The sequence below is a fragment of the Streptomyces sp. NPDC030799 genome, from assembly GCF_055572255.1.
On sequence record NZ_JBVIDS010000001.1, the window covers coordinates 349,904 to 370,846 of the forward strand.

Annotated in this window: 20 protein-coding genes; 18 read left to right on the forward strand and 2 right to left on the reverse strand. The window is 71.9% G+C overall.

What is annotated here, in order from left to right; all coding sequences use genetic code 11:
* Positions 1 to 72: 72 nt before the first annotated feature.
* The 8 genes from ACZ41I_RS01480 to ACZ41I_RS01515 all read left to right on the forward strand — a co-directional run bounded on the left by ACZ41I_RS01480 (position 73) and on the right by ACZ41I_RS01515 (position 8,617).
* Positions 73 to 1,149, forward strand: a complete 1,077-nt coding sequence (locus ACZ41I_RS01480; protein ID WP_399772021.1) for a nitronate monooxygenase — start codon at positions 73 to 75, stop codon at positions 1,147 to 1,149.
* On the forward strand, positions 1,146 to 1,898 hold the full coding sequence (locus ACZ41I_RS01485; protein ID WP_399772019.1) for a 16S rRNA (uracil(1498)-N(3))-methyltransferase: 753 nt from the start codon (positions 1,146 to 1,148) through the stop codon (positions 1,896 to 1,898). Before ACZ41I_RS01480 ends, ACZ41I_RS01485 begins: the two co-directional genes overlap by 4 nt.
* Positions 1,899 to 1,915: 17 nt before the next feature.
* Positions 1,916 to 2,317, forward strand: a complete 402-nt coding sequence (locus ACZ41I_RS01490; protein WP_468512901.1) for a VOC family protein — start codon at positions 1,916 to 1,918, stop codon at positions 2,315 to 2,317.
* Positions 2,318 to 2,426: 109 nt separating this feature from the next.
* Entirely contained in the window at positions 2,427 to 2,966 is a 540-nt protein-coding gene (locus ACZ41I_RS01495; RefSeq protein WP_399772014.1) for a hypothetical protein, read from the forward strand.
* Between the two features lie 46 nt (positions 2,967 to 3,012).
* Entirely contained in the window at positions 3,013 to 6,207 is a 3,195-nt protein-coding gene (locus ACZ41I_RS01500) for a S41 family peptidase (protein ID WP_468512902.1), read from the forward strand.
* 119 nt (positions 6,208 to 6,326) lie between these two features.
* The gene (locus tag ACZ41I_RS01505; protein ID WP_399772008.1) at positions 6,327 to 6,680 is read left to right on the forward strand and encodes a histidine triad nucleotide-binding protein; all 354 of its coding nucleotides are present in this window, start codon (positions 6,327 to 6,329) and stop codon (positions 6,678 to 6,680) included.
* Between the two features lie 6 nt (positions 6,681 to 6,686).
* On the forward strand, positions 6,687 to 7,592 hold the full coding sequence (locus ACZ41I_RS01510; protein ID WP_399772005.1) for a ribonuclease Z: 906 nt from the start codon (positions 6,687 to 6,689) through the stop codon (positions 7,590 to 7,592).
* A gap of 20 nt (positions 7,593 to 7,612) precedes the next feature.
* Positions 7,613 to 8,617 (forward strand): adenosine deaminase, encoded by a 1,005-nt coding sequence (locus ACZ41I_RS01515; RefSeq protein ID WP_468512903.1) that lies wholly within the window; start codon positions 7,613 to 7,615, stop codon positions 8,615 to 8,617.
* Here the strand turns inward: ACZ41I_RS01515 and ACZ41I_RS01520 are convergent.
* A complete protein-coding gene (locus tag ACZ41I_RS01520; RefSeq protein ID WP_468512904.1) occupies positions 8,590 to 9,810 on the reverse strand; it encodes an MFS transporter in 1,221 nt (406 codons plus the stop codon). The genes ACZ41I_RS01515 and ACZ41I_RS01520 overlap by 28 nt on opposite strands.
* A gap of 242 nt (positions 9,811 to 10,052) precedes the next feature.
* Between ACZ41I_RS01520 and ACZ41I_RS01525 the strand changes: the two genes are divergently transcribed.
* The 6 genes from ACZ41I_RS01525 to ACZ41I_RS01550 all read left to right on the forward strand — a co-directional run bounded on the left by ACZ41I_RS01525 (position 10,053) and on the right by ACZ41I_RS01550 (position 15,941).
* Positions 10,053 to 11,342: a glucarate dehydratase family protein gene (locus ACZ41I_RS01525; protein ID WP_468512905.1), complete on the forward strand. Its 1,290-nt coding sequence runs from the start codon at positions 10,053 to 10,055 to the stop codon at positions 11,340 to 11,342.
* A gap of 64 nt (positions 11,343 to 11,406) precedes the next feature.
* Positions 11,407 to 12,564 carry a carbohydrate kinase family protein gene (locus tag ACZ41I_RS01530; protein ID WP_363217899.1) on the forward strand — a complete coding sequence of 386 codons (1,158 nt, stop codon included), beginning with the start codon at positions 11,407 to 11,409 and terminating at the stop codon, positions 12,562 to 12,564.
* 132 nt (positions 12,565 to 12,696) lie between these two features.
* A complete protein-coding gene (locus ACZ41I_RS01535; RefSeq protein ID WP_363217898.1) occupies positions 12,697 to 13,773 on the forward strand; it encodes a PhoH family protein in 1,077 nt (358 codons plus the stop codon).
* 12 nt (positions 13,774 to 13,785) lie between these two features.
* Positions 13,786 to 14,283, forward strand: a complete 498-nt coding sequence (gene ybeY, locus ACZ41I_RS01540; RefSeq protein WP_363217897.1) for an rRNA maturation RNase YbeY — start codon at positions 13,786 to 13,788, stop codon at positions 14,281 to 14,283.
* 9 nt (positions 14,284 to 14,292) lie between these two features.
* A complete protein-coding gene (locus ACZ41I_RS01545; protein ID WP_399771995.1) occupies positions 14,293 to 15,585 on the forward strand; it encodes a hemolysin family protein in 1,293 nt (430 codons plus the stop codon).
* Positions 15,582 to 15,941: an MmcQ/YjbR family DNA-binding protein gene (locus ACZ41I_RS01550; RefSeq protein WP_363217895.1), complete on the forward strand. Its 360-nt coding sequence runs from the start codon at positions 15,582 to 15,584 to the stop codon at positions 15,939 to 15,941. Before ACZ41I_RS01545 ends, ACZ41I_RS01550 begins: the two co-directional genes overlap by 4 nt.
* A gap of 49 nt (positions 15,942 to 15,990) precedes the next feature.
* Here ACZ41I_RS01550 and ACZ41I_RS01555 read toward each other — a convergent pair whose 3' ends face one another.
* The gene (locus ACZ41I_RS01555; protein WP_468325761.1) at positions 15,991 to 17,421 is read right to left on the reverse strand and encodes an MFS transporter; all 1,431 of its coding nucleotides are present in this window, start codon (positions 17,419 to 17,421) and stop codon (positions 15,991 to 15,993) included.
* Positions 17,422 to 17,569: 148 nt separating this feature from the next.
* On the opposite strand from ACZ41I_RS01555, the gene ACZ41I_RS01560 reads away from it, so the two are divergent.
* The 4 genes from ACZ41I_RS01560 to ACZ41I_RS01575 all read left to right on the forward strand — a co-directional run bounded on the left by ACZ41I_RS01560 (position 17,570) and on the right by ACZ41I_RS01575 (position 20,926).
* Positions 17,570 to 18,391, forward strand: a complete 822-nt coding sequence (locus tag ACZ41I_RS01560) for a helix-turn-helix transcriptional regulator (RefSeq protein WP_399772119.1) — start codon at positions 17,570 to 17,572, stop codon at positions 18,389 to 18,391.
* 38 nt (positions 18,392 to 18,429) lie between these two features.
* Entirely contained in the window at positions 18,430 to 18,783 is a 354-nt protein-coding gene (locus ACZ41I_RS01565; protein ID WP_363215862.1) for a cytidine deaminase, read from the forward strand.
* A gap of 166 nt (positions 18,784 to 18,949) precedes the next feature.
* Positions 18,950 to 19,426, forward strand: coding sequence for a hypothetical protein (locus ACZ41I_RS01570; RefSeq protein ID WP_468325767.1), 477 nt, complete (start codon positions 18,950 to 18,952; stop codon positions 19,424 to 19,426).
* Positions 19,427 to 19,588: 162 nt separating this feature from the next.
* Positions 19,589 to 20,926 carry a beta-xylosidase gene (locus ACZ41I_RS01575; protein WP_468512906.1) on the forward strand — a complete coding sequence of 446 codons (1,338 nt, stop codon included), beginning with the start codon at positions 19,589 to 19,591 and terminating at the stop codon, positions 20,924 to 20,926.
* Positions 20,927 to 20,943 lie beyond the last annotated feature (17 nt).

Consider the following 20,943-nt stretch of genomic DNA (forward strand, 5'->3'; position numbering starts at 1 on the left):
CCTTATGCCGCTGTCCTATGCCGGGGGACGCCCCGATTCGGACTTGTTCGAAGGACGTGACAACATGCGGTCATGTCCTCCGCGCTGACCGATCTCTTCCCCCACCCGATCGTGCAGGCCCCCATGGCGGGCGGAGTCTCCCTCCCGCAGCTCGTCGCCGCCGTCTCCGAGGCCGGTGGCCTCGGGTTCCTCGCCGCCGGATACAAGACCGCCGACGGCATGTACCAGGAGATCAAGCAGCTGCGGGGGCTCACGAGCCGCCCCTTCGGCGTGAATGTGTTCGTGCCGCAGTCGGAGTACGCCGAGTCCGGCGCCGTCGAGGTCTACGCCCACCAGCTGGCCGGCGAGGCCGCCTGGTACGAGACCGAGCTGGGCGACCCGGACAGCGGCCGGGACGACGGCTACGACGCCAAGCTCGCCGTACTCCTCGACAACCCGGTGCCGGTCGTCTCCTTCCACTTCGGTGTGCCGAGCCGGGAAGTGCTCGACAGGCTGCGCCGGGCCGGCACTTACACCCTGGTCACCGCCACCACCGCCGAGGAGGCCCGCGCGGTCGAACAGGCCGGAGCGGACGCCGTGATCGCGCAGGGCGTGGAGGCCGGCGGTCACCAGGGCACCCACCGGGACCTCGCCGAGAACGACGGCTCCGGCATCGGGCTGCTCTCGCTGGTCGCGCAGATCCGGGAGGCCGTGCGCATCCCGATCGTCGCCGCCGGCGGCATCATGCGCGGCGGCCAGATCGCCGCCGTCCTCGCGGCCGGCGCGAGCGCGGCCCAGCTGGGCACCGCCTTTCTCGCCACGCCCGAGTCCGGCGCCCACGCCCTGCACAAGCAGGCGCTGACCAACCCCCTGTACGCGCGCACCGAGTTGACCCGCGCCTTCTCCGGCAGACCGGCCCGCGGACTGGTCAACCGGTTCCTGCGCGAGCACGGCCCGTACGCCCCCGCCGCCTACCCGGAGATCCACCACCTCACCTCGCCGCTGCGCAAGGCCGCCGCCAAGGCCGGGGACGCGCAGGGCATGGCGCTGTGGGCGGGCCAGGGCCACCGGATGGCCCGCGACCTGCCGGCCGGGCGGCTGGTGGAGGTGCTGGCCGAGGAACTCGACGCCGCCAGGACAGCGTTGTCGGCCAAGGGAGGCCTGCGATGACCGCGCCGGTGTTCGTCGTCGACTCGCTGGAAGGCGTGGGTCCCGGTTCGGTCGTCGACGTCACGGGTCCCGAGGGGCGGCACGCGGTCTCCGTACGGCGGCTGCAGCCCGGCGAGAACGTGGTGCTGACGGACGGCAAGGGCCGGGGCGCGGCCGGGGTCGTCGTCAGCGTGTCGGGCAAGGACCACCTGGTGGTCGAGCCGTTCGAGTTCCCGGTGGAGCCGGAGCCCAGCCCCCGGATCACCGTCGTCCAGGCGCTCCCGAAGGGTGACCGGGGCGAACTCGCCGTCGAGACCATGACGGAGACCGGCGTCGACGCGATCGTGCCCTGGCAGGCCGCCCGCTGCATCACCCAGTGGAAGGGCGACAGGGGTCAGAAGGCACTCGCCAAGTGGCGGGCCACCGCGCGCGAGGCCGGCAAGCAGTCCCGCCGGCTGCGTTTCCCCGAGGTCGCGGACGCGGCGAGCACCAAGCAGGTTGCCGCACTTCTCGCCGAGGCCGACTTCGCCGCCGTGCTGCACTCCGACTTCGAGCACGTCAGCGAGCCGCTGGCCACCGCCCAACTCCCCGCCGAAGGCCAGATCGTGCTGGTCGTCGGCCCCGAAGGGGGTGTCGCACGCGACGAGCTGGCGCTCTTCGAGGAGGCGGGTGCGAAGACATGCGTGCTCGGTCCTACCGTGTTGCGTACCTCCACCGCCGGCACCGCCGCCGTGGCCCTGCTCCTGGGCCGCACCGGCCGCTGGTCCTGACACCGTCTGGGGACACCGTGGAACTCGCTCAAGTCCGGCTTATGGTCACCGACTTCGCCGCCTGCTACCGCTTCTACGCCGACGTCCTCGGCCTCAAGCCGCAGTCCGGGGCGGTCGAGGGGCCGTACGAGAAGTTCAGCCCGCACGCCGGCTCCGCGGGGATCGCGCTGCAGGACCGCTCGATGATGGCCGAGGTCCTTCGGGAGCTGGGCGAGACCGCCACCGGCCACCGCTCCCTGGTCGTCCTGCGCGTCGACGACCTGGACGCCTACTGCGCGGAGATCACCTCCCGCGGCGCCACGCTCGTGCACGGCCCGGCCCCCATGACCGACCGCATGCGCGTGGCTCACCTCAAGGACCCGGAGGGCAACCTGGTCGAGCTCCAGGAGTGGCTGCTCCTGGGCGCTCCGCTGGAGTGAGTGCCCGCACAGCCCCGCGCCCCTTTCGGGGCGCTGCCCCGCGACCCGGACGGGTGAGTGGCCGTATGCGGCCTTCCGCCTCGCCCGTGCCGGTGGCACGCTGCCCTGCATGGGGGTTTTGAGAGGGAAACGACGCGGGGTGCGGGTGGTGGCTGTCGCCGGGCTGGCTGTCGGGGCCGGAGCGGCCGTCGTGGCGTGTCAGCCCACCGATCTCGGTTCCGCCTCCGCCGCCTACACCACCGACACCACCGCCACCGCCAGGCTGGAGCAGCAGCACATCGACGTCCGTTGGCTCACCTGCACCGGGAACCACGGGGGCGGCTCGACGGGAAAGTCGCCCTCGCCGAGCGAGAGCACCGTCGTCTCCGTCGACTGCCGGGGCGAGACCAGGGACGGGCGGAAGATCAGCGTCACCGGGAAGGTGACCAAGGCTGTCGACGGGGCTTGTGTGCGCGGCGACCTGACCGCCGAGGTCGGTGGCAGACAGGTGTTCCACGTGAACGGGCTCGGCGACTGCAGCGCCAAGCCCGGACCGACGTACAAGCCGCCCACCTACCGTCCCGGCGGCCGTCCGACCGTGACCGTCACCGTCACCCGCACCCTCTGGTGCAAGGGCGACCCCACCTGCTGGCCCGTCGAGGGGAAGTGATCTGAACACCGGGCGAGGCGCACCCGTCACTGCGTACAGTGACGGAGTGACTCAGGGTGCCGCGTATCTCCGATTTCCACATGTACACGGCGACTTGGTGACCTTCGTCGCCGAGGACGACGTGTGGCTCGCGCCGCTCGACGGCGGCCGGGCCTGGCGCGTCAGCGCCGACAACAGGCCGGTGACCACGCCCCGGATATCCCCGGACGGCCGGTTCCTCGCCTGGACCTCCACCCGGGACGGCGCGCCCGAGGTGCATGTCGCCCCCGTCGACGGCGGCCCCGCCGACCGTCTGACGTACTGGGGCAACCGCCGTACCGAGGTAAGGGGTTGGACCGCCGACGGACGGGTGCTCGCGCTCGGCGCGCACGGCCGCCACACCTTCCGGCACAGCTGGGCGCACGCCGTCCCGCTGGACGGCGGACCCGCCGAGACCCTGCCGTACGGCCCGGTCGGCGACGTGGCCTCCGGCCCGGCCACCGTGCTGCTGTCCGCGCCGATGGGCCGCGAGGCCGCCCACTGGAAGCGCTACCGGGGCGGCACCGCGGGCAAGTTGTGGATCGACCGGGAGGGCAGCGGGGAGTTCGTCCGGCTTCATGAGGACCTCGACGGGAACATCGAGTGCCCGGTGTGGGCGGGGGACCGGATCGCCTTCCTCTCCGACCACGAGGGCACCGGCGCCCTGTACTCCTCCCTCGCCGACGGCTCCGACCTGCGCCGCCACACCCCCCTCGACAGCTTCTACGCCCGGCACGCGTCCGGTGACGGCACCCGGATCGTCTACGCCTGCGCCGGTGAACTGTGGCTCCTCGACGACCTGGACGGCGCCGAGCCGCGCCGGCTGGACGTACGCCTCGGCGGGCCCCGGATCGATCTGCGCCCCCGCCCGGTGAACGCCTCCCGCTGGTTCGGCGAGGCGTCTCCCGACCACACCGCGCGCGGCAGCGCCGTCTGCGTGCGCGGCGGGATCCACTGGGTCACCCACCGCTCCGGACCCGCCCGTGCCCTCGCCGCCGCCCCCGGCGTCCGCGCCCGGATGCCGCGCGCCTTTCGCGCCGACGGCGAGGAGTGGGTGGTGTGGGTGACGGACGCGGAGGGCGACGACGCCCTGGAGTTCGCCCCGGCGACCGGCACCGTGCCCGGCGCGCCCCCGCGACGGCTCGCCGCCGGACAGCTCGGACGGGTCCTGGAGCTGGCCATGGCCCCGGACGGCAGCCGGGCCGCCGTGGCCGCGCACGACGGGCGGCTGCTGCTCGTCGAGCGCGAGACCGGCGAGGTCCGCGAGGTCGACCGCAGCGACGACGGCGAGGTCTCCGGCCTCGCCTTCTCACCCGACTCCGCCTGGCTGGCCTGGGCCCACCCCGGCCCGCGCCCGCTCTCCCAGCTGCGCATCGCCCACACCACCGACCTGTCGGTCACCGAGGCGACCCCGCTCCGCTTCCAGGACTACGCCCCCGCCTTCACCCTCGACGGCAAACACCTCGCCTTCCTCTCCAACCGCGCCTTCGACCCGGTCTACGACGAGCACGTCTTCGACCTCGCGTTCGTGGTCGGCGCCCGCCCGCACCTGATCACCCTGGCCGCCACCACCCCCTCGCCGTTCGGCCCGCAACGCCACGGCCGCCCCTTCGAGACCCCCGACAAGGACGAGACCCCCGACAGCGAGGGAACCCCGGCCACCCGCATCGACCCCGAGGGCCTCGCCGACCGCATCGTCCCCTTCCCGGTGGAGGCCGGCCGGTACTCCACGCTGCGCGCCGCCAAGGACGGCGTGCTCTGGCTGCGCCACCCCGTGCAGGGCGTCCTCGGCGCCGCCCGCGCCCACCCCGAGGACCCCGACCCGCACACCGAGCTGGAACGTTACGACCTCGGCCAGCGGCGCCTGGAGCACCTGGCCTCCGACGCCGACCACTTCGAGGTCAGCGGCGACGGCAAACGCGTGCTGCTGTGGACCGACGGCCGGCTCCGGGTCGTCCCCGGCGACCGCCGTACCGGCACCGACGACGACGGCGACACCAGCGTCTCCGTCGACCTCGCCCGGGTCCGGCAGACCCTCGACCCGGCCGCCGAGTGGCGGCAGATGTACGACGAGACCGGCCGCCTCATGCGCGACCACTTCTGGCGGCCCGACCTCGGCGGCGCCGACTGGACCGGCGTCCTCGCCCGCTACCGTCCCCTCCTGGCCCGCCTCGCCACCCACAGCGACCTGACCGACCTCCTGTGGGAGGTGCACGGCGAACTCGGCACCTCGCACGCCTACGTCATCCCCTCCGGCGGCTCCGGCGGCGGCCCCCGGCACGGTCTGCTCGGCGCCGACATCTCCCGCCACCCGGACGGAAGTTGGCGCATCGACCGCATCCTGCCCGCGGAGACCTCCGACCCGGACGCCCGCTCCCCGCTCGCCGCGCCGGGAGTCGCCGTCCGTCCCGGCGACGCGATCATCGCCGTCGCCGGCCACTCCGTCGACCCGGTGAGGGGGCCGGGTCCGCTGCTCGTCGGCACGGCGGGTCACCCGGTGGAACTGACCGTCTCCCCGGCGGGCGGCGGCGAACCCCGCCACACCGTCGTCATCCCGATCGCCGACGAGGAACCCCTGCGCTACCACGCCTGGGTGGCCGGCCGCCGCGCCCACGTCCACGCGGCCTCCGACGGCCGCCTCGGCTACCTCCACGTCCCCGACATGCAGGCCCCCGGCTGGGCCCAGATCCATCGCGACCTGCGCGTGGAAGTCGCCCGGGACGGCCTGGTGGTCGACGTCCGTGAGAACCGCGGCGGCCACACCTCCCAGCTCGTCGTCGAGAAGCTGGCCCGCCGCATCATCGGCTGGGACCTCCCGCGCGGCATGCGCCCCACCAGCTACCCCCTCGACGCCCCGCGCGGCCCGGTCGTCGCCGTCGCCAACGAGTTCTCCGGCTCCGACGGCGACATCGTCAACGCGGCGATCAAGGCCCTCGGTATCGGCCCGGTCGTCGGCACCCGCACCTGGGGCGGCGTGATCGGAATCGACAGCCGCTACCGCCTGATCGACGGCACCCTGGTCACCCAGCCGAAGTACGCGATGTGGGTGGAGGGCGTGGGGTGGGACGTCGAGAACCACGGCGTGGACCCGGACGTGGAGGTCGTACAGCGGCCCCAGGACTGGGCGGAGGGCAGGGACACCCAGCTGGACACGGCGATCCGGCTCGCGTTGGAGGCACTGGAGGAACGGCCGGCCAAGACTCCGCCGGGAATGCCGACGTAAGGGGCGCGGGGCTGCGTCGACATGCGGCCGCCCCGCGTGGGCGCGCCCAGCCACATACGGCCCGCACCCGAACGACTACGATGCCCCCCGTATTGATCACCAGCGCGAGGAGGCACCGCATGGCAGGCGAACCCCAGGACGACTGCCTGTTCTGCAAGATCGTCGCGGGCCGGATCCCGGCGACGATCGTCCGCGAGACAGACACCACGGTGGCCTTCCGGGACATAAACCCCCAGGCCCCCACCCACATCCTGGTGATCCCCAAGGCCCACTACGAGAACGCCGCCACCCTCGGCGCCGAAGCACCGCAACTCGCCGCCGACGTGCTCGCCGAGACCCGGGCCGTGGCCGACGAGGAAAAGCTCGACAGCTACCGCATCGTCTTCAACACCGGCAGCGGCGCAGGCCAGACCGTGTGGCACGCCCACGCGCACGTCCTCGGCGGCCGGGGCCTCGAGTGGCCCCCCGGATAAGCCACCGTGTCCGTACGTGAATTGGTGATCCTCGGCACCGCCAGCCAGGTCCCCACCCGGCACCGCAACCACAACGGCTACCTGCTGAGGTGGGACGGCCAGGGCATCCTGTTCGACCCCGGCGAGGGCACACAGCGGCAGATGCTGCGCGCCGGGGTCGCCGCCCACGACCTGAACCGGATCTGCGTCACCCACTTCCACGGCGACCACTCCCTCGGCCTCGCCGGTGTCATCCAGCGGATCAACCTCGACCAGGTGCCGCACGAGGTCACCGCGCACTACCCGCGCTCCGGCCAGCGTTTCTTCGACCGTCTGCGCTACGCGACGGCCTACCGGGAGACGGTCCGCCTCACCGAGGAACCGGTCGCCGCCGACGGCATCCTCGCGGTGACCTCGTCGTACACGCTGGAGGCCCGCAGGCTCTCGCATCCGGTGGAGTCCTACGGCTACCGCCTGATCGAACCCGACGGCCACCGCATGCTGCCCGACCGGCTCGCCGCGCACGGGATCAAGGGCCCGGACGTCGGGCGGCTGCAGCGTGAGGGCCGGCTCGGGGACGTGACGCTGGAGGACGTCAGCGAGGTACGGCGCGGGCAGCGGTTCGCGTTCGTCATGGACACCCGGCTCTGCGACGGCGTGCACGCGCTCGCGGAGGGCTGCGACCTGCTCGTCATCGAGTCGACCTTCCTCGACGAGGACACACCGCTCGCCGTCGAGCACGGTCATCTGACGGCGGGCCAGGCAGCGGCGGTCGCCCGGGACGCGGGCGTACGGCACCTCGTCCTCACCCACTTCAGCCAGCGCTACACCGAACCGGAGGAGTTCGAGCGGCAGGCGCGCGCGGCCGGCTTCGAGGGTGAGCTGACCGTGGCGCACGACCTGCAGCGGGTGCCGGTTCCGAAACGGCGATGACACGCCCGTACGATGCTTTGATGCCCCTCCCGAAAGCAGAACTGCACCTCCACATCGAAGGCACTCTGGAACCCGAGCTGGCATTCGAGCTGGCCGCCCGCAACGGCGTCGAGCTGCCGTACGCCGACACGGAGGCGCTCCGCACGGCCTACCGGTTCGAGGACCTCCAGTCCTTCCTGAACCTGTACTACGAACTGATGGCCGTCCTGCGGACCGAGCAGGACTTCGCCGACCTGGCGAACGCCTACCTGGCTCGCGCCGCCGCGCAGGGCGTGCGGCACGCGGAGATCTTCTTCGACCCGCAGGCCCACCTCGCCCGGGGCGTGTCCATGGGGACGGTCGTGGAGGGGCTGTGGCGGGCGCTCGGCAGCAGCGAGCAGAACCACGGCATCTCCACCCGGCTCATCCTCTGCTTCCTGCGGGACGAGTCCGCCGAGTCGGCGCTGGAGACCCTGCGGGCCGCCGGGCCGTACCTGGACCGGATCACCGGCGTCGGCCTGGACTCGGCCGAGGTCGGGCACCCGCCGGTGAAGTTCCGGGAGGTCTACGAGGCCGCGGCCGGGCTCGGGCTGCGCCGCGTCGCGCACGCCGGTGAGGAGGGGCCGCCGGAGTACATCCGCGAGGCCCTGGACGTGCTCGGCGTGGAGCGCGTCGACCACGGGCTGCGCTGCATGGAGGATTCGGCGCTGGTCGAGCGGCTGGTGCGGGAGCGGATCCCGCTGACGCTGTGCCCGCTGTCCAACGTCCGCCTGCGGACCGTCGACACCCTCGCCGACCACCCCCTGCCCGCCATGCTCGACGCCGGGCTGCTGTGCACGGTCAACTCCGACGACCCGGCGTACTTCGGCGGGTACGCCGACGACAACTTCGCGGCCGTGCACCGGATTCTGGGCCTGTCCGAGGACCGGCTGCGCGAGCTGGCCCGCAACTCCTTCCTCGCCTCCTTCCTGGAGGACGACGAGGAGCGGCGGGCCCGTTACCTGGCCGAGGTGGCGGCCTACGAGTTCGGGGACGCGGTGTCGTAGGCGTGCCGGGCGGGCACGGCCGGCGTCTCCACGGGGACTTCCACCACGGGGAGTTCCAGCACCGGCAGGGGGTGCTTGCCCGCCCGCAGTGCCACCGCCGTCATCGGGACGGCGACCAGCAGCAGCCCGGCGCCGAGCACCTTCCCCATCACGGGGAAGCCCGCCCCCGCCGCCAACATGCTCCCCGTCAGCGGTCCCGCCGCCGTCCCCAGTGAGGACGCCGAGCCGACCAGGACCGCCCAGCGGCCGCGCGGGTCGAGGGCGGCGGCGAGGCCGATGACGTACGACAGGACGACCGGGTAGATCAGGTTCCACAGGATCTCGCCCGCCGCGAAGGTCGGCAGACCGGTCGCGGATGCGCTGAGCGCGATGCAGCCCGCGATCAGTGCGGTACCGGCGCCGATGGGCAGGACCTGGCCCAGCCGCTGCCCGAGTGCCCCCGCGCCGACGACCCCGACGAGTCCGGCGCCGAGTGCGACCGCGAACACCGCGCCTACGGTGACTTCGGAGAGACCGGCCTGGTCGAGTCCGATCCGGCCGCTGACCCCCCACAGGGCGTTCTGGGCGAGGGACCAGCAGAGCATGGCGGCGGCCAGCAGCAGCCCGGCGCGCAGGTGGGGGAGGCGGCCGTGGGCGACGGTCGTGCGGGCCGGTGGCGTACGAGCGGGCAGCCGGCGGGTGAGCGGCCAGACGGCGAGCGCGGTGAGCGCGACGGCGGCGAGGGGCAGACCGTGGCCGGGGCCGAGGTGCGGGAAGGTCAGGTAAAGGGCGCCGGCGAGGGCGGAGACGCCGAGCAGGCCGAGCGTGCTGACCCGGTGCGGATCGCGGTGGGCCGCGATGCCGCTCGCGGCGACCGCTGTGATGGTGCCTGATCCGAATCCGCCGACGACCGCGCCGACGACGACGGCCGGGACGGGCGTGCTGAGGGCGGCACCGCCGTAGCCGAGGACCGCGAGTGCGAGCCCGAGGCGGGCGAGCGTACGGGGACCGATCCGGTCGACGCGCGCGGCCAGCAGGAAGCCCGCCGTCGCCGAAGCCAGCAGCAGCGCACTGCCGATGGCCCCGGCCTGCGTCGGGTCGAGCGGAAGCCCGGAATCGAGTCGGCCGACGGTGGTCGGCAGCAGATACGGCGCGAGGTACCCGGCGGTGAAAAGGGCGACGAGGGGCCAGGGCAGGGTGCGGGGGGCGGACACGGGCGTTCCCAGGGCAGGCGAAAGGAAGGGCTCGGAACGGGGGATGGGGCGACGACCGTCGACGGACAGGAACGCGCGAGCAAGTTGTATCAAGCACGCGGTTCCGGATGAAGAACGGGGGGTGCGATCTGGATCACTTTTCGGTTTGCGAGGTGGGGGCCCGGGTATAAGTGATTACGCTCGTTCTCATATATGGACGGTATTCATAATGGGGGATGACTCGACCTCGTGGGAGCCTCTCTGTGACCCGTGACCTGACCATCGCCGAGGTACGGCTGACGCCGATCCTGGTCGCCGACCCGCCCCTGCTCAACACCCAGGGCGTGCACCAGCCGTACACCCCGCGGCTGATCGTGGAGATCGTCACCGCCGACGGGATCACCGGCCTCGGTGAGACGTACGGCGACACCGGGTACCTGGCGCTGGCCCGCCCGCTGGCCGAACGGCTCACCGGACGGTCGGTCATGGATGTGAACGGCCTGTTCGGGATCGACCTCGGGGTGGACGAGTCGCTGGTCGAGGGGCGGGTGGACGCCGGCGGGCTGCGCGGGGTGCAGAGCGCCGACAAGCTGCGGCTGTCGGTGCTGTCCGCCTTCGAGGTGGCCTGCCTGGACGCCCAGGGCAAGGCACTCGGGCTGCCCGTGCACGCGTTGCTCGGCGGCAAGCTGCGGGACGACGTGGAGTACAGCGCCTATCTGTTCTACAAGTGGGCCGGCCATCCGGCGGGCGTGGCCTGCGAGCAGGACGACTGGGGGGCCGCCCTCGACCCGGCCGGGGTGGTGGCGCAGGCGCGGCTGTTCAAGGAGCGGTACGGGTTCACGTCGTTCAAGCTCAAGGGCGGCGTCTTCGCGCCCGAGGAGGAGATCGCCGCCGTACGGGCCCTCGCCGAGGCCTTCCCCGGGCATCCGCTGCGCCTCGACCCCAACGGCGCCTGGTCGGTCGCGACCTCGCTGAAGGTGGCGGCCGAACTCGGGGACGTCCTGGAGTACCTGGAGGACCCGACGCTGGGTACGGCCGCGATGGCCGAGGTGTCGGCGGGTACGGAGGTCCCGCTCGCCACCAACATGTGCGTGACCACCTTCGGGGAGATCAAGGAGGCGTTCACGCGCGACGCCGTGCAGGTCGTGCTCTGCGACCACCACTACTGGGGCGGGCTGCGCAACACCCGGCAACTCGCCGCGATCTGCGCCGCTTTCGGAGTCGGGGTCTCCATGCACTCCAACACCCACCTCGGCATCAGCCTCGCCGCGATGACCCAGGTCGCGGCCACGGTCCCCGGTCTGCACCATGCGTGCGACTCCCACTACCCCTGGCAGTCCGAGGACGTCCTCACCGACCGGCCCCGGTTCCGGGGCGGGCGGGTCGAGGTCTCCGACGCACCCGGTCTCGGCGTCGCACTGGACCGGGACGAGCTGGCCCGGCTGCACCGGCGGTGGGCCGAGGACGACGGCTCGCTGCGGGACCGTGACGACGCGGCGGCGATGCGGACGGCCGAACCGGGCTGGCGGCAACCGGTGATGCCCCGCTGGTAACCCCCTGCGCGGTGCGGCATGTGGTGCACACTGGCCAGATCCGCACCACGTCAGGGAGCGCACCGTGACCCCGTCGCACACTCTCACCGGAGAGGAACCGGAACACCTCACCCAGGCCGCGCGCTGTCAGGCTCAGGTCGACCCGCTCGCGGCGCTGCGCGCGCCCGGTGACCCGCCCTGGGACGTGTACCTGACGGGCACGGTCTTCCTCGACATCATCTTCACCGGCCTGGACTCGGCGCCCGTGCGCGGCACCGAGTCCTGGGCCCGGGGCATGGGCTCCAGTCCCGGCGGGGTCGCCAACATGGCCACGGCCCTGGCCCGGCTCGGACTGCGCACCTCCCTCGCCGCGGCCTTCGGGGACGACCACTACGGCGAGTACTGCTGGGACGCGCTCGAACAGGGCGAGGGCATCGATCTGTCGGCGTCGCGGACCGTACCCGGCTGGCACTCGCCGGTGACGGTGTCCATGGCGTACGAGGGTGAGCGGACGATGGTGTCCCACGGGCACGAGCCGCCGCCGGAGGCCGTGTTCGGGGCGGAGGGTGCCCCGGCGCGCCCGCCCCGCGCGCGTGCCGCCGTCGCCTCGCTGACGCCCGGTACGCGGGCGCCGTGGATCGCGCAGGCCGCACGGGAGGGGACCCGGATCTTCGCCGACGTCGGCTGGGACGAGACGGGGGCGTGGGATCTGGCCGGGCTCTCCGATCTGGAGCACTGCGAGGCGTTTCTGCCGAACGCGGAGGAGGCGAAGCGGTACACGGGGGCCGACTGTCCGCGGCTCGCCGCGCATGCCCTGACCGAGCATGTGCCGGTGGCGGTCGTGACGCTGGGGTCGGAGGGGGCGTACGCGGTGGACCGGCGGACGGGGGAGGCCGCGGAGGTGCCGGCGATCGCGGTGGAGGCGCTGGATCCGACAGGGGCGGGGGACGTCTTCGTCGCCGGGTTCGTGACGGGGTCGCTGGCGGGGTGGCCGCTGGCCGACCGGCTGGCGTTCGCCGGGCTGACGGCGGCCTTGTCGGTGCAGGAGTTCGGGGGGTCCTTGTCCGCGCCGGGGTGGTCGGAGATCGGGGCGTGGTGGCGGCGGGTGCAGGCCCTTCCGGGGCAGGAACCGATGGCGTTGCGGAGGTATGAGTTCCTGGAGGGGCTGGTGCCGGAGGAGCTGGACCGGCCCTGGCCGTTGCGGCGCGCGGTACCGACCATCGGCTTCCGCCAGTCCGGCTGACCGCCGGCCGGGGAGTCACCCGCGGAAAAGTCCTACGGGCTTGTCAGTGCCCCGTCGTACTCTGGAAGCGCGAGGCCGCCCTCAGCTACGCGGCCGTGAGAAGGAGGAAGCGCAGGCCTTCAGCGCCGGCCCATGACACAGACACCCACAGCTCACACCACCTCCGCGCAGGAGCAGGCGAGAGCGCAGTTCACCGTCCCCGCCCAGCACCCCATGGTGACCGTGCTGGGTTCCGGCGACTCCCTCCTGCGCGTGATCGAGAGGGCCTTCCCGGCGGCCGACATACACGTCCGGGGCAATGAGATCAGCGCGGTCGGCGACCCCCTCGACGTCGCCCTCATTGCGCGCGTGTTCGACGAGATGATGCTGGTGCTCCGCACCGGGCAGCCGATGACGGAGGACGCAGTGGAACGCTCGATCGCCATGCTCAAGGCGAGCGAGAACGGGACGAGCGACGGGCCGGAGACCCCGGCGCAGGTACTGACGCAGAACATCCTGTCCTCGCGCGGGCGCACCATCCGCCCGAAGACCCTCAACCAGAAGCGGTACGTCGACGCGATCGACAAGCACACGATCGTCTTCGGCATCGGGCCCGCCGGTACCGGCAAGACCTACCTGGCCATGGCCAAGGCCGTGCAGGCCCTGCAGTCCAAGCAGGTCAACCGGATCATTCTCACCCGCCCCGCCGTGGAGGCCGGTGAGCGGCTCGGCTTCCTGCCCGGCACGCTGTACGAGAAGATCGACCCCTACCTGCGCCCGCTGTACGACGCGCTGCACGACATGCTCGACCCGGACTCCATCCCACGGCTCATGGCCGCCGGGACCATCGAGGTCGCGCCGCTCGCCTACATGCGTGGCCGCACCCTCAACGACGCCTTCATCATCCTGGACGAGGCCCAGAACACGAGCCCCGAACAGATGAAGATGTTCCTCACCCGCCTCGGCTTCGACTCGAAGATCGTGATCACGGGTGACGTGACCCAGGTGGACCTCCCGGACGGCACCAAGAGCGGTCTGCGGCAGGTGCAGGAGATCCTGGAGGGCGTCGAGGACGTCCACTTCTCCCGGCTGTCGTCCCACGATGTCGTACGGCACAAGCTGGTGGGCCGTATCGTCGACGCGTACGAGAAGTACGACGACAAGCACGGCACCCAGAACGGCGCGCACAAGGTGCAGGGCCGGGGCAAGGCCGGACACAAGGGGAAGTAGACCAGCACGACCATGTCGATCGACGTCAACAACGAGTCCGGCACCGAGGTCGACGAGCAGGCGATCCTCGACATCGCCCGCTACGCACTCGCACGGATGCGCATCCACCCGCTCTCCGAGCTCTCGGTGATCGTCGTGGACGCCGACGCCATGGAGCAGCTCCACATCCAGTGGATGGATCTGCCGGGTCCCACCGATGTCATGTCGTTCCCGATGGACGAGCTCCGGCCGCCGTCCAAGGACGACGACGAGCCGCCGCAGGGGCTGCTCGGTGACATCGTGCTCTGCCCCGAGGTCGCCAAGAAGCAGGGCGAGGAAGCGCCGACCCGGCACTCCATGGACGAGGAGCTGCAGCTGCTCACCGTCCATGGAGTGCTGCACCTGCTCGGGTACGACCACGAGGAGCCCGACGAGAAGGCCGAGATGTTCGGGCTCCAGGCGGCCATCGTGGACGGGTGGCGGGCCGAGCGCGGGCTGACCGGGCCGTCCCCGGCGCCGACCGTCTCGTAAGCGGGCCGTATGTCTCCGCAGATCGTGGTCGGCGCGATCGCGCTGGTCGTCGTGGCCTGGCTCGCCGCCTGCGCGGAGGCGGGCATCGCCCGGGTCTCCAGCTTCCGCGCCGAGGAGGCGGTCAAGTCAGGGCGGCGCGGCAGCGCCAGGCTCGCCCAGGTCGCCGCCGACCCCACCCGCTATCTCAATGTGGCCCTGCTGGTCCGCGTCGCCTGCGAGATGGCGGCCGCGGCGCTGGTGACGTACGCCTGTCTGCAGGAGTTCGCCGCCACCTGGCAGGCCCTGCTGGTCGCCATCGGGGTGATGGTGCTGGTGTCGTACGTCGCCGTGGGCGTGTCACCGCGCACCATCGGCCGCCAGCACCCGCTGAACACGGCGACCGTGTCCGCGTACGTGCTGCTGCCGCTCGCCAGGATCATGGGTCCGATCCCGTCCCTGCTGATCCTCATCGGTAACGCGCTCACGCCCGGCAAGGGCTTCCGGCGCGGCCCCTTCGCCTCCGAGGCGGAGCTGCGTGCGCTGGTCGACCTCGCCGAGCAGGAGTCTCTGATCGAGGACGAGGAGCGCCGCATGGTGCACTCGGTCTTCGAGCTGGGGGACACGCTGGTGCGCGAGGTCATGGTGCCGCGTACCGACCTGGTCACCATCGAGCGCTTCAAGACCATCCGGCAGGCCCTCACCCTCGCCCTGCGCTCCGGTTTCTCCCGGATCCCGGTCACCGGCGAGAGCGAGGACGACATCGTCGGGATCGTGTATCTGAAGGACCTGGTCCGCAAGACGCACATCAGCCGTGACGCGGAGAGCGACCTGGTCTCGACCGCCATGCGGCCGGCAGTCTTCGTGCCCGACACCAAGAACGCCGGTGACCTGCTGCGCGAGATGCAGAAGGAACGCAACCACGTCGCCGTCGTCATCGACGAATACGGCGGCACCGCCGGCATCGTCACCATCGAGGACATCCTGGAGGAGATCGTCGGCGAGATCACCGACGAGTACGACCGCGAACTCCCGCCGGTCGAGGACCTCGGCGACGACCGCTTCCGGGTCACCGCCCGCCTGGACATCACCGATCTCGGCGAGCTGTACGGCCTGGAGGAGTACGACGACGAGGACGTGGAGACCGTCGGCGGACTGCTCGCCAAGGCCCTCGGCCGTGTCCCCATCGCGGGTGCGTCCGCCGAGGTCGAGCTGCCCGACGAGCGCCGGCTGAAGCTGACCGCGGAGGCCGCGGCCGGCCGCCGGAACAAGATCGTGACGGTCCTGGTCGAGCCCGCCGGGAAGGCCCGGGAGAAGCCCGAGTGACGCCCGAGGAACTGCGCGCGTTCTGCCTGTCCTTCAACGCGGCCGTGGAGGACTTCCCGTTCAACCCGCAGACGTCGGTCTTCAAGGTGCTGGGCAGGATGTTCGCCCTGACGAACCTGGGCGCGCGGCCCCTGACGGTCAATCTCAAGTGCGACCCGGAGGACGCGGTGCGGCTGCGCGGGGAGCACGAGGGGCTGATCATTCCCGGGTACCACATGAACAAGCGGCACTGGAACACCGTGACGGTCGACGGCACACTCCCCGAACGGCTGGTCAAGGAGTTGATCGAGGACTCGTACGACCTCGTCGTCGCCGGCCTGCCGAGGGCGGAGCGGCTGCGGCTGGACCGGCCGTGAAACCGGCGCGCGGCCGTGCGGTGTGCACGGCCGCGCGGAACGGGATCGTTCAGACCCCGGACCGGCCCCGGCGCAGGCCCAGGCCGACCAGGACGGCGGTGGCGAGAACGATCGCCGCGTCCAGGGCGAGGACCGTGTGGACGCCGCCCAGCAGATCGCCGGAGGTGGTCGCCAGCACGCCCAGCAGCGGGATGCCGATGGTGATGCCCACCTGCTGGGTGGAGGTCACCAGACCCGTCGCCAGGCCCTGCTCCTCGTCCGGGACACCGGAGGTGACGGTCAGGCCGTAGGAGATGATCGCGCCCAGGTGGCACATGCTGGCCAGGGACACTGCCGCCGTGGCGAGCCAGACCGACCAGGTGTGCGCGTTCAGCAGGAGCAGCGCCGCGATCAGCGCGCCCTGGCCGGTCAGCGAGCCGACCAGGGTGCGGCGGGCGCCGAAGCGGCCGATCACCTTCGGGGCGAGCGTGCCGGCGACGGCCGACAGGACGCCCTGGACGCCGAAGACCAGGCCCGTCTCGAACGCCGACAGGTGCAGGACCTCCTGGAGGTACAGGGTCAGCACGAAGATCACCGTCGACATCATCGAGAAGGTGACCAGACCGCCCACGTTGCCCCAGGCCACCGTGCGGCGGCGCAGCATGGGCAGCGAGACCAGCGGCGCGGCCGAACGGGACTCGATCACCGTGAACGCGGTCAGCAGGAGGAGGCCGGCGACCAGGGTGGTGATGACGTCCGGACGGGCGAAGCCGTGGTCGGCGGCCGTGGACAGGGCGTAGATCAGGGACAGCAGACCGGTGGTGACGGTGACCGCGCCCGGCACGTCCAGACGCGGGCCCTGCGGAGTCCGCGACTCCGGCAGCAGGCCCGGGGCCAGCGGCAGCACGATGAGCGCGAACACCGTCAGCAGGGCCATCGTGGAACGCCAGCCGAGCGCGTCCGTCAGCACACCGCCCGCGATCATGCCGACCGTGAAGCCCAGCGACATCAGCGTGCCGGAGATGCCGAGGGCACGGTCCCGGGCCGGACCCTCGGGGAAGGTGGTGGTCAGCAGGGACATACCCGTCGGGACGATCGCCGCCGCGCCGAGGCCCTGCAGCGCGCGTCCGGTGAGGAAGGACGCCGGGTCCCAGGCCAGGGTCGCCAGCAGCGAGGCCGCGCCGAACAGGGCCAGGCCGGTCAGGAACAGCTTCCGCCGGCCGTACAGGTCGCCGATCCGGCCGAACAGAAGGAGGAAGCCGCCGGACGGGAGCGCGAACGCGGTGACCGCCCACTGCAGGGCCGAGCGGCTCATGCCGAGGTCGGTGCCGAGGTCCGGCAGGGCCACGTTCAGGACGGAGAAGTCCAGCGCGACCATGAACTGGGCCGCGCACAGCACGAACAGGACGAGCTTGTCACGCGTCGACAACCGGGGCGGCCGGGGAGTGTCGAGCGAGGTGCCCGTGGGGGTGGTGGACTGGGTGGTGGTGTCGATCGCCATGGCACGAGCTTCCGGCCGGCGGAAGAAACATGGGGAGTCGGAACTTATGGTGGTGGTGGCACCACCAGACACGACGGGGGAGGAGCGGTACGTGCCTGCTGCGGGGGCGACGAGGAGTGAACGGCGCAACGAACTGCGCGAGTTCCTGATGAGCCGACGGGCCCGGGTCAGTCCCGAGGAAGCCGGACTGCCTGCCGGGGGCGGCCGGCGCCGTACGCCGGGGCTGCGCCGGGAGGAGGTCGCCGTGCTCGCCGGGGTGGGCGCCTCCTGGTACCAGTGGCTGGAGCAGGGGCGGGAGATCTCCGTCTCGCCCTCGGTGCTCGACGCGGTGGCGCGGGTGCTGCGGCTGAGCGGCGCCGAGCGCCGGCACCTGTATCTGCTGGCCGGGCTGAACCCGCCGGCGCCCGAAGTGGTGCCCGGCAAACGGGACATGTGCGAGGGGCTGCGGCGGCTGATCGACACCTGGATGCCGTATCCGGCGCACATCATGGACCTGTACTACAACTGCGTGATGTACAACGACGCGGCCGCGATCGTGCTCGGCATGCGGCCGGACATCACCCAGAACTGTCTCGTCGACTTCTTCACCGATCCGCTGTACCGGTCGCGGAGCCACAGCTGGGAGGAGAACGCCCGTACGGTCGTGGCACAGTTCCGGGCCGCGTCTGCGGCGCGGCCGGACGACGAGGGGTTCCAGGCGGTGCTCGCGGAGGTGAGCGAGCGCAGTCCCGAGTTCGTGGCGCTGTGGGCCGAGCGGGACATCGAGGAACAGGGGCAGGTCCGCAAGGAGCTGGACCATCCGCTGGCCGGGCTGCTGGTCGTGGAGTCGACGGTGATGAAGGTGCCGGCCCGGCCCGATCTGATGATCGTGCTGCACACTCCGCTGGAGGAGGCGAACACCGCGGCGAAGCTGGAGTGGCTCGCCTCTCCGGAGGGGCGGCGGGGCGCGATGTACCCCGTGGCGGGGTGAAGGACGGCGCGGCGGGTGCGGCTTCGTATGCTCTGGGCATGACCGAGAGCAACGCGCTTGATCCCGAGGACCGCAAGATCGTCACCCTGGCCCGTTCGGTGCGGGCCCGCAACGGTGTGCCGGAGGGGGCGGCCGTACGGGACGAGACCGGGCGGACCTATGTCGCCGGGTCGGTTTCGCTGCCGTCGCTGAAGCTGAGCGCGCTGCGGACGGCTGTCGCCATGGCCGTGGCGTCGGGGGCCACGTCGTTGGAGGCGGCGGCGGTGGTGAGTGAGGTGGAGTCGGTGCCCGGGGAGGACTTGGCCGCGGTCGCCGATCTCGGGGGTGCGGGGACGCCGGTGTTGCTGGCCGGGCTCGACGGGGTTGTGCGGGTGACCGTTTCCGCCGGCTGACGTACCGAAGTACCGGCCGAACGAAAGGTCGGCTGGAATTCAACCTTGTTGGGTTCCAGCCCTTGCGCATCAATGAAGCCGTACATCCGACGGGTCGTCAGATCCGCACCCGCCCGTCGGCGTCCCCCCACACGGCACTCCCCACAGGGAAGGGAAGCGGATCCCCATGAGACGCAAGCGCACGGCAACGGGTGCGGCGCTGGTCACCGGGGCCCTCGCGGTCACCGGACTCGCCTTCGCGCCCACCGCGGCCGCCGTCACCCCACAGTCGGCGACCATCACCGCGAGCTGCGGCATCTTCGGCGGTGGCGCGGCCACGCTCACCGCCGCCCAGAGCGGCACCTCGGCCACCATCACCCTCACCTCCTCGGCCATCACCGCACCGGTCGCGGTGGCGAAGGACTCCATCACCTCCACCCTCACCCTGGCCAAGGCGGGCGGTGGCAGCGTCGTGTTCAGCGGGAAGATCAACCCGGCCATGAACACCGGCGACCCGGTCAGCGTCGGCCCGCTCCCCGGCACCGTCGCCTCCGGTGACCGCCTGGACGCCTACGGCGGCTCGCTGAAGATGGTGATCTTCGGCGTCACCGTGACCTGCACCGCGAGCGGTCCGCAGTCACCCGGGCCCTTCGTGTTCGACTGACGGGACCGAGCGATCTGTTCCGGATGCCGCAGAAACCGACGAGAACTGATGATCCGTCAGGTTTCTGCGGCATCTCCATTGACTTCTCACCCCCGCTCCACATCAATGCCCCCTGTCGGCGCAGATGAGCCGCTGCGCCCGCAACCCTCAGGAGGGGGCCCCATGGGTTCGACACCCCCAAGACCACGAAGATCCCGACAGTGGCGCTGGGCGTCACTGTTCGGGGCGACCGCGCTCGCGGTCACCGCGGGCGGCGCGCTGGCCTGTCCGGCCGGCGCCGCCGGCACGAACGTGGACTTCGCCACGCACTGCATCCCGCCCGCCATCGCGGGCCTGCCGCCGATCGACGGCACCACGACCGCCGGCGTGTCCGTGGACAATGCCAGTCCCAAGGTCGGCGACACCGTCACCGTGACCTACACCGTGGTCACGGCCGCCGCCGGCAATCCCACCGACCTGGCCCTGCCGGCCGACATCATGACCCCGACCGGGAAGGTCACCCTCGGTGGCGTACAGACCGGGGACGTGACCGTCACGGGACCCAAGAAGAACCCGCCGGTGCCGGGGAAGGCCGCCTTCCCGTCCTTCTCCATGACCGGGACGTTCACCGTCACCAAGGCCGGCCAGATCACCCTGTCGCCCGGCGACTACAACATCCACACCAGCTACATCATGGAACTGGACACCCCCTGCACGGTCACCAATCCGCCCGCCCCGGTGTCCCAGACCGTGACGGCGACCTCCGGGACCCCGGCCAACACCCGGGCGATCTCGCTCAGTTCGGCCTCGGGAGATCCGGGCGCCAGTGTCACCGTGAGCGGTACGCACTTCACTGCGGGCGCGACCGTCACGCTGGCCGGGCGGTCCGGCGGCACCCAGACCGCGGACACCGCGACCGTGACCGCGAACGCCCAGGGCTCCTTCAGCGGTTCCCTCGTCGTCAACGACAGGACGACGACCGGGATCGTGGCGTACGAGGGCGGCTCCTGGAACGCGGACAAGGGGGCCGGACCCGCGGCCTACGTCGTCAACGACAACACCCCCGTCCCGCCCGGTGGCCAGAAGCTGACCACCACGGTCAAGGTCGGCACGCTGTCCATGTCACAGGCCGGGGACTCCGTCGCGCTGTCGGCGGTCGGCTTCGGCAAGGGCGGGGCCTCCTCGGGCAAGCTCCAGACCGTGACCGTGCAGGACTTCCGAGGCGGGCCCGCGGGCTGGTCCCTGACCGGCAAGGTCACCGACTTCACCGGCCCCGGCGGCAGGATCGACGCGGGCAGACTGAGCTGGACCCCGGCCTGCGCGACCAAGCCGGGCAGCCCCAGCACCTGCAAGGCCGGCTCGGCGGGCGCCCTGGGCGGCTCGGGAGCGACCCTGGCGTCGACCTCCGACGGCACGCTCACCGGTGGTGAGTTCACCGTCGACGCCGGACTCTCCCTGGACGTACCGGCGTTCACGCCTCCCGGCGCGTACTCGGGTGTGCTCACACTGACGCTCACCTGAGCGTACGGGCGTCCGCA

Excerpts from the sequence above, each read along its gene's own strand:
- ACZ41I_RS01555 (WP_468325761.1), bottom strand. The coding sequence starts at position 17,421 with ATGGCGATCGACACCACCACCCAGTCCACCACCCCCACGGGCACCTCG.
- ACZ41I_RS01570 (WP_468325767.1), top strand. The coding sequence starts at position 18,950 with ATGAGACGCAAGCGCACGGCAACGGGTGCGGCGCTGGTCACCGGGGCC.
- ACZ41I_RS01480 (WP_399772021.1), top strand. The coding sequence starts at position 73 with ATGTCCTCCGCGCTGACCGATCTCTTCCCCCACCCGATCGTGCAGGCC.
- ACZ41I_RS01560 (WP_399772119.1), top strand. The coding sequence starts at position 17,570 with ATGAGCCGACGGGCCCGGGTCAGTCCCGAGGAAGCCGGACTGCCTGCC.
- ACZ41I_RS01565 (WP_363215862.1), top strand. The coding sequence starts at position 18,430 with ATGACCGAGAGCAACGCGCTTGATCCCGAGGACCGCAAGATCGTCACC.
- ACZ41I_RS01515 (WP_468512903.1), top strand. The coding sequence starts at position 7,613 with ATGCCCCTCCCGAAAGCAGAACTGCACCTCCACATCGAAGGCACTCTG.
- ACZ41I_RS01505 (WP_399772008.1), top strand. The coding sequence starts at position 6,327 with ATGGCAGGCGAACCCCAGGACGACTGCCTGTTCTGCAAGATCGTCGCG.
- ACZ41I_RS01535 (WP_363217898.1), top strand. The coding sequence starts at position 12,697 with ATGACACAGACACCCACAGCTCACACCACCTCCGCGCAGGAGCAGGCG.
- ACZ41I_RS01485 (WP_399772019.1), top strand. The coding sequence starts at position 1,146 with ATGACCGCGCCGGTGTTCGTCGTCGACTCGCTGGAAGGCGTGGGTCCC.
- ACZ41I_RS01495 (WP_399772014.1), top strand. The coding sequence starts at position 2,427 with ATGGGGGTTTTGAGAGGGAAACGACGCGGGGTGCGGGTGGTGGCTGTC.
- ACZ41I_RS01545 (WP_399771995.1), top strand. The coding sequence starts at position 14,293 with ATGTCTCCGCAGATCGTGGTCGGCGCGATCGCGCTGGTCGTCGTGGCC.
- ACZ41I_RS01575 (WP_468512906.1), top strand. The coding sequence starts at position 19,589 with ATGGGTTCGACACCCCCAAGACCACGAAGATCCCGACAGTGGCGCTGG.
- ybeY (WP_363217897.1), top strand. The coding sequence starts at position 13,786 with ATGTCGATCGACGTCAACAACGAGTCCGGCACCGAGGTCGACGAGCAG.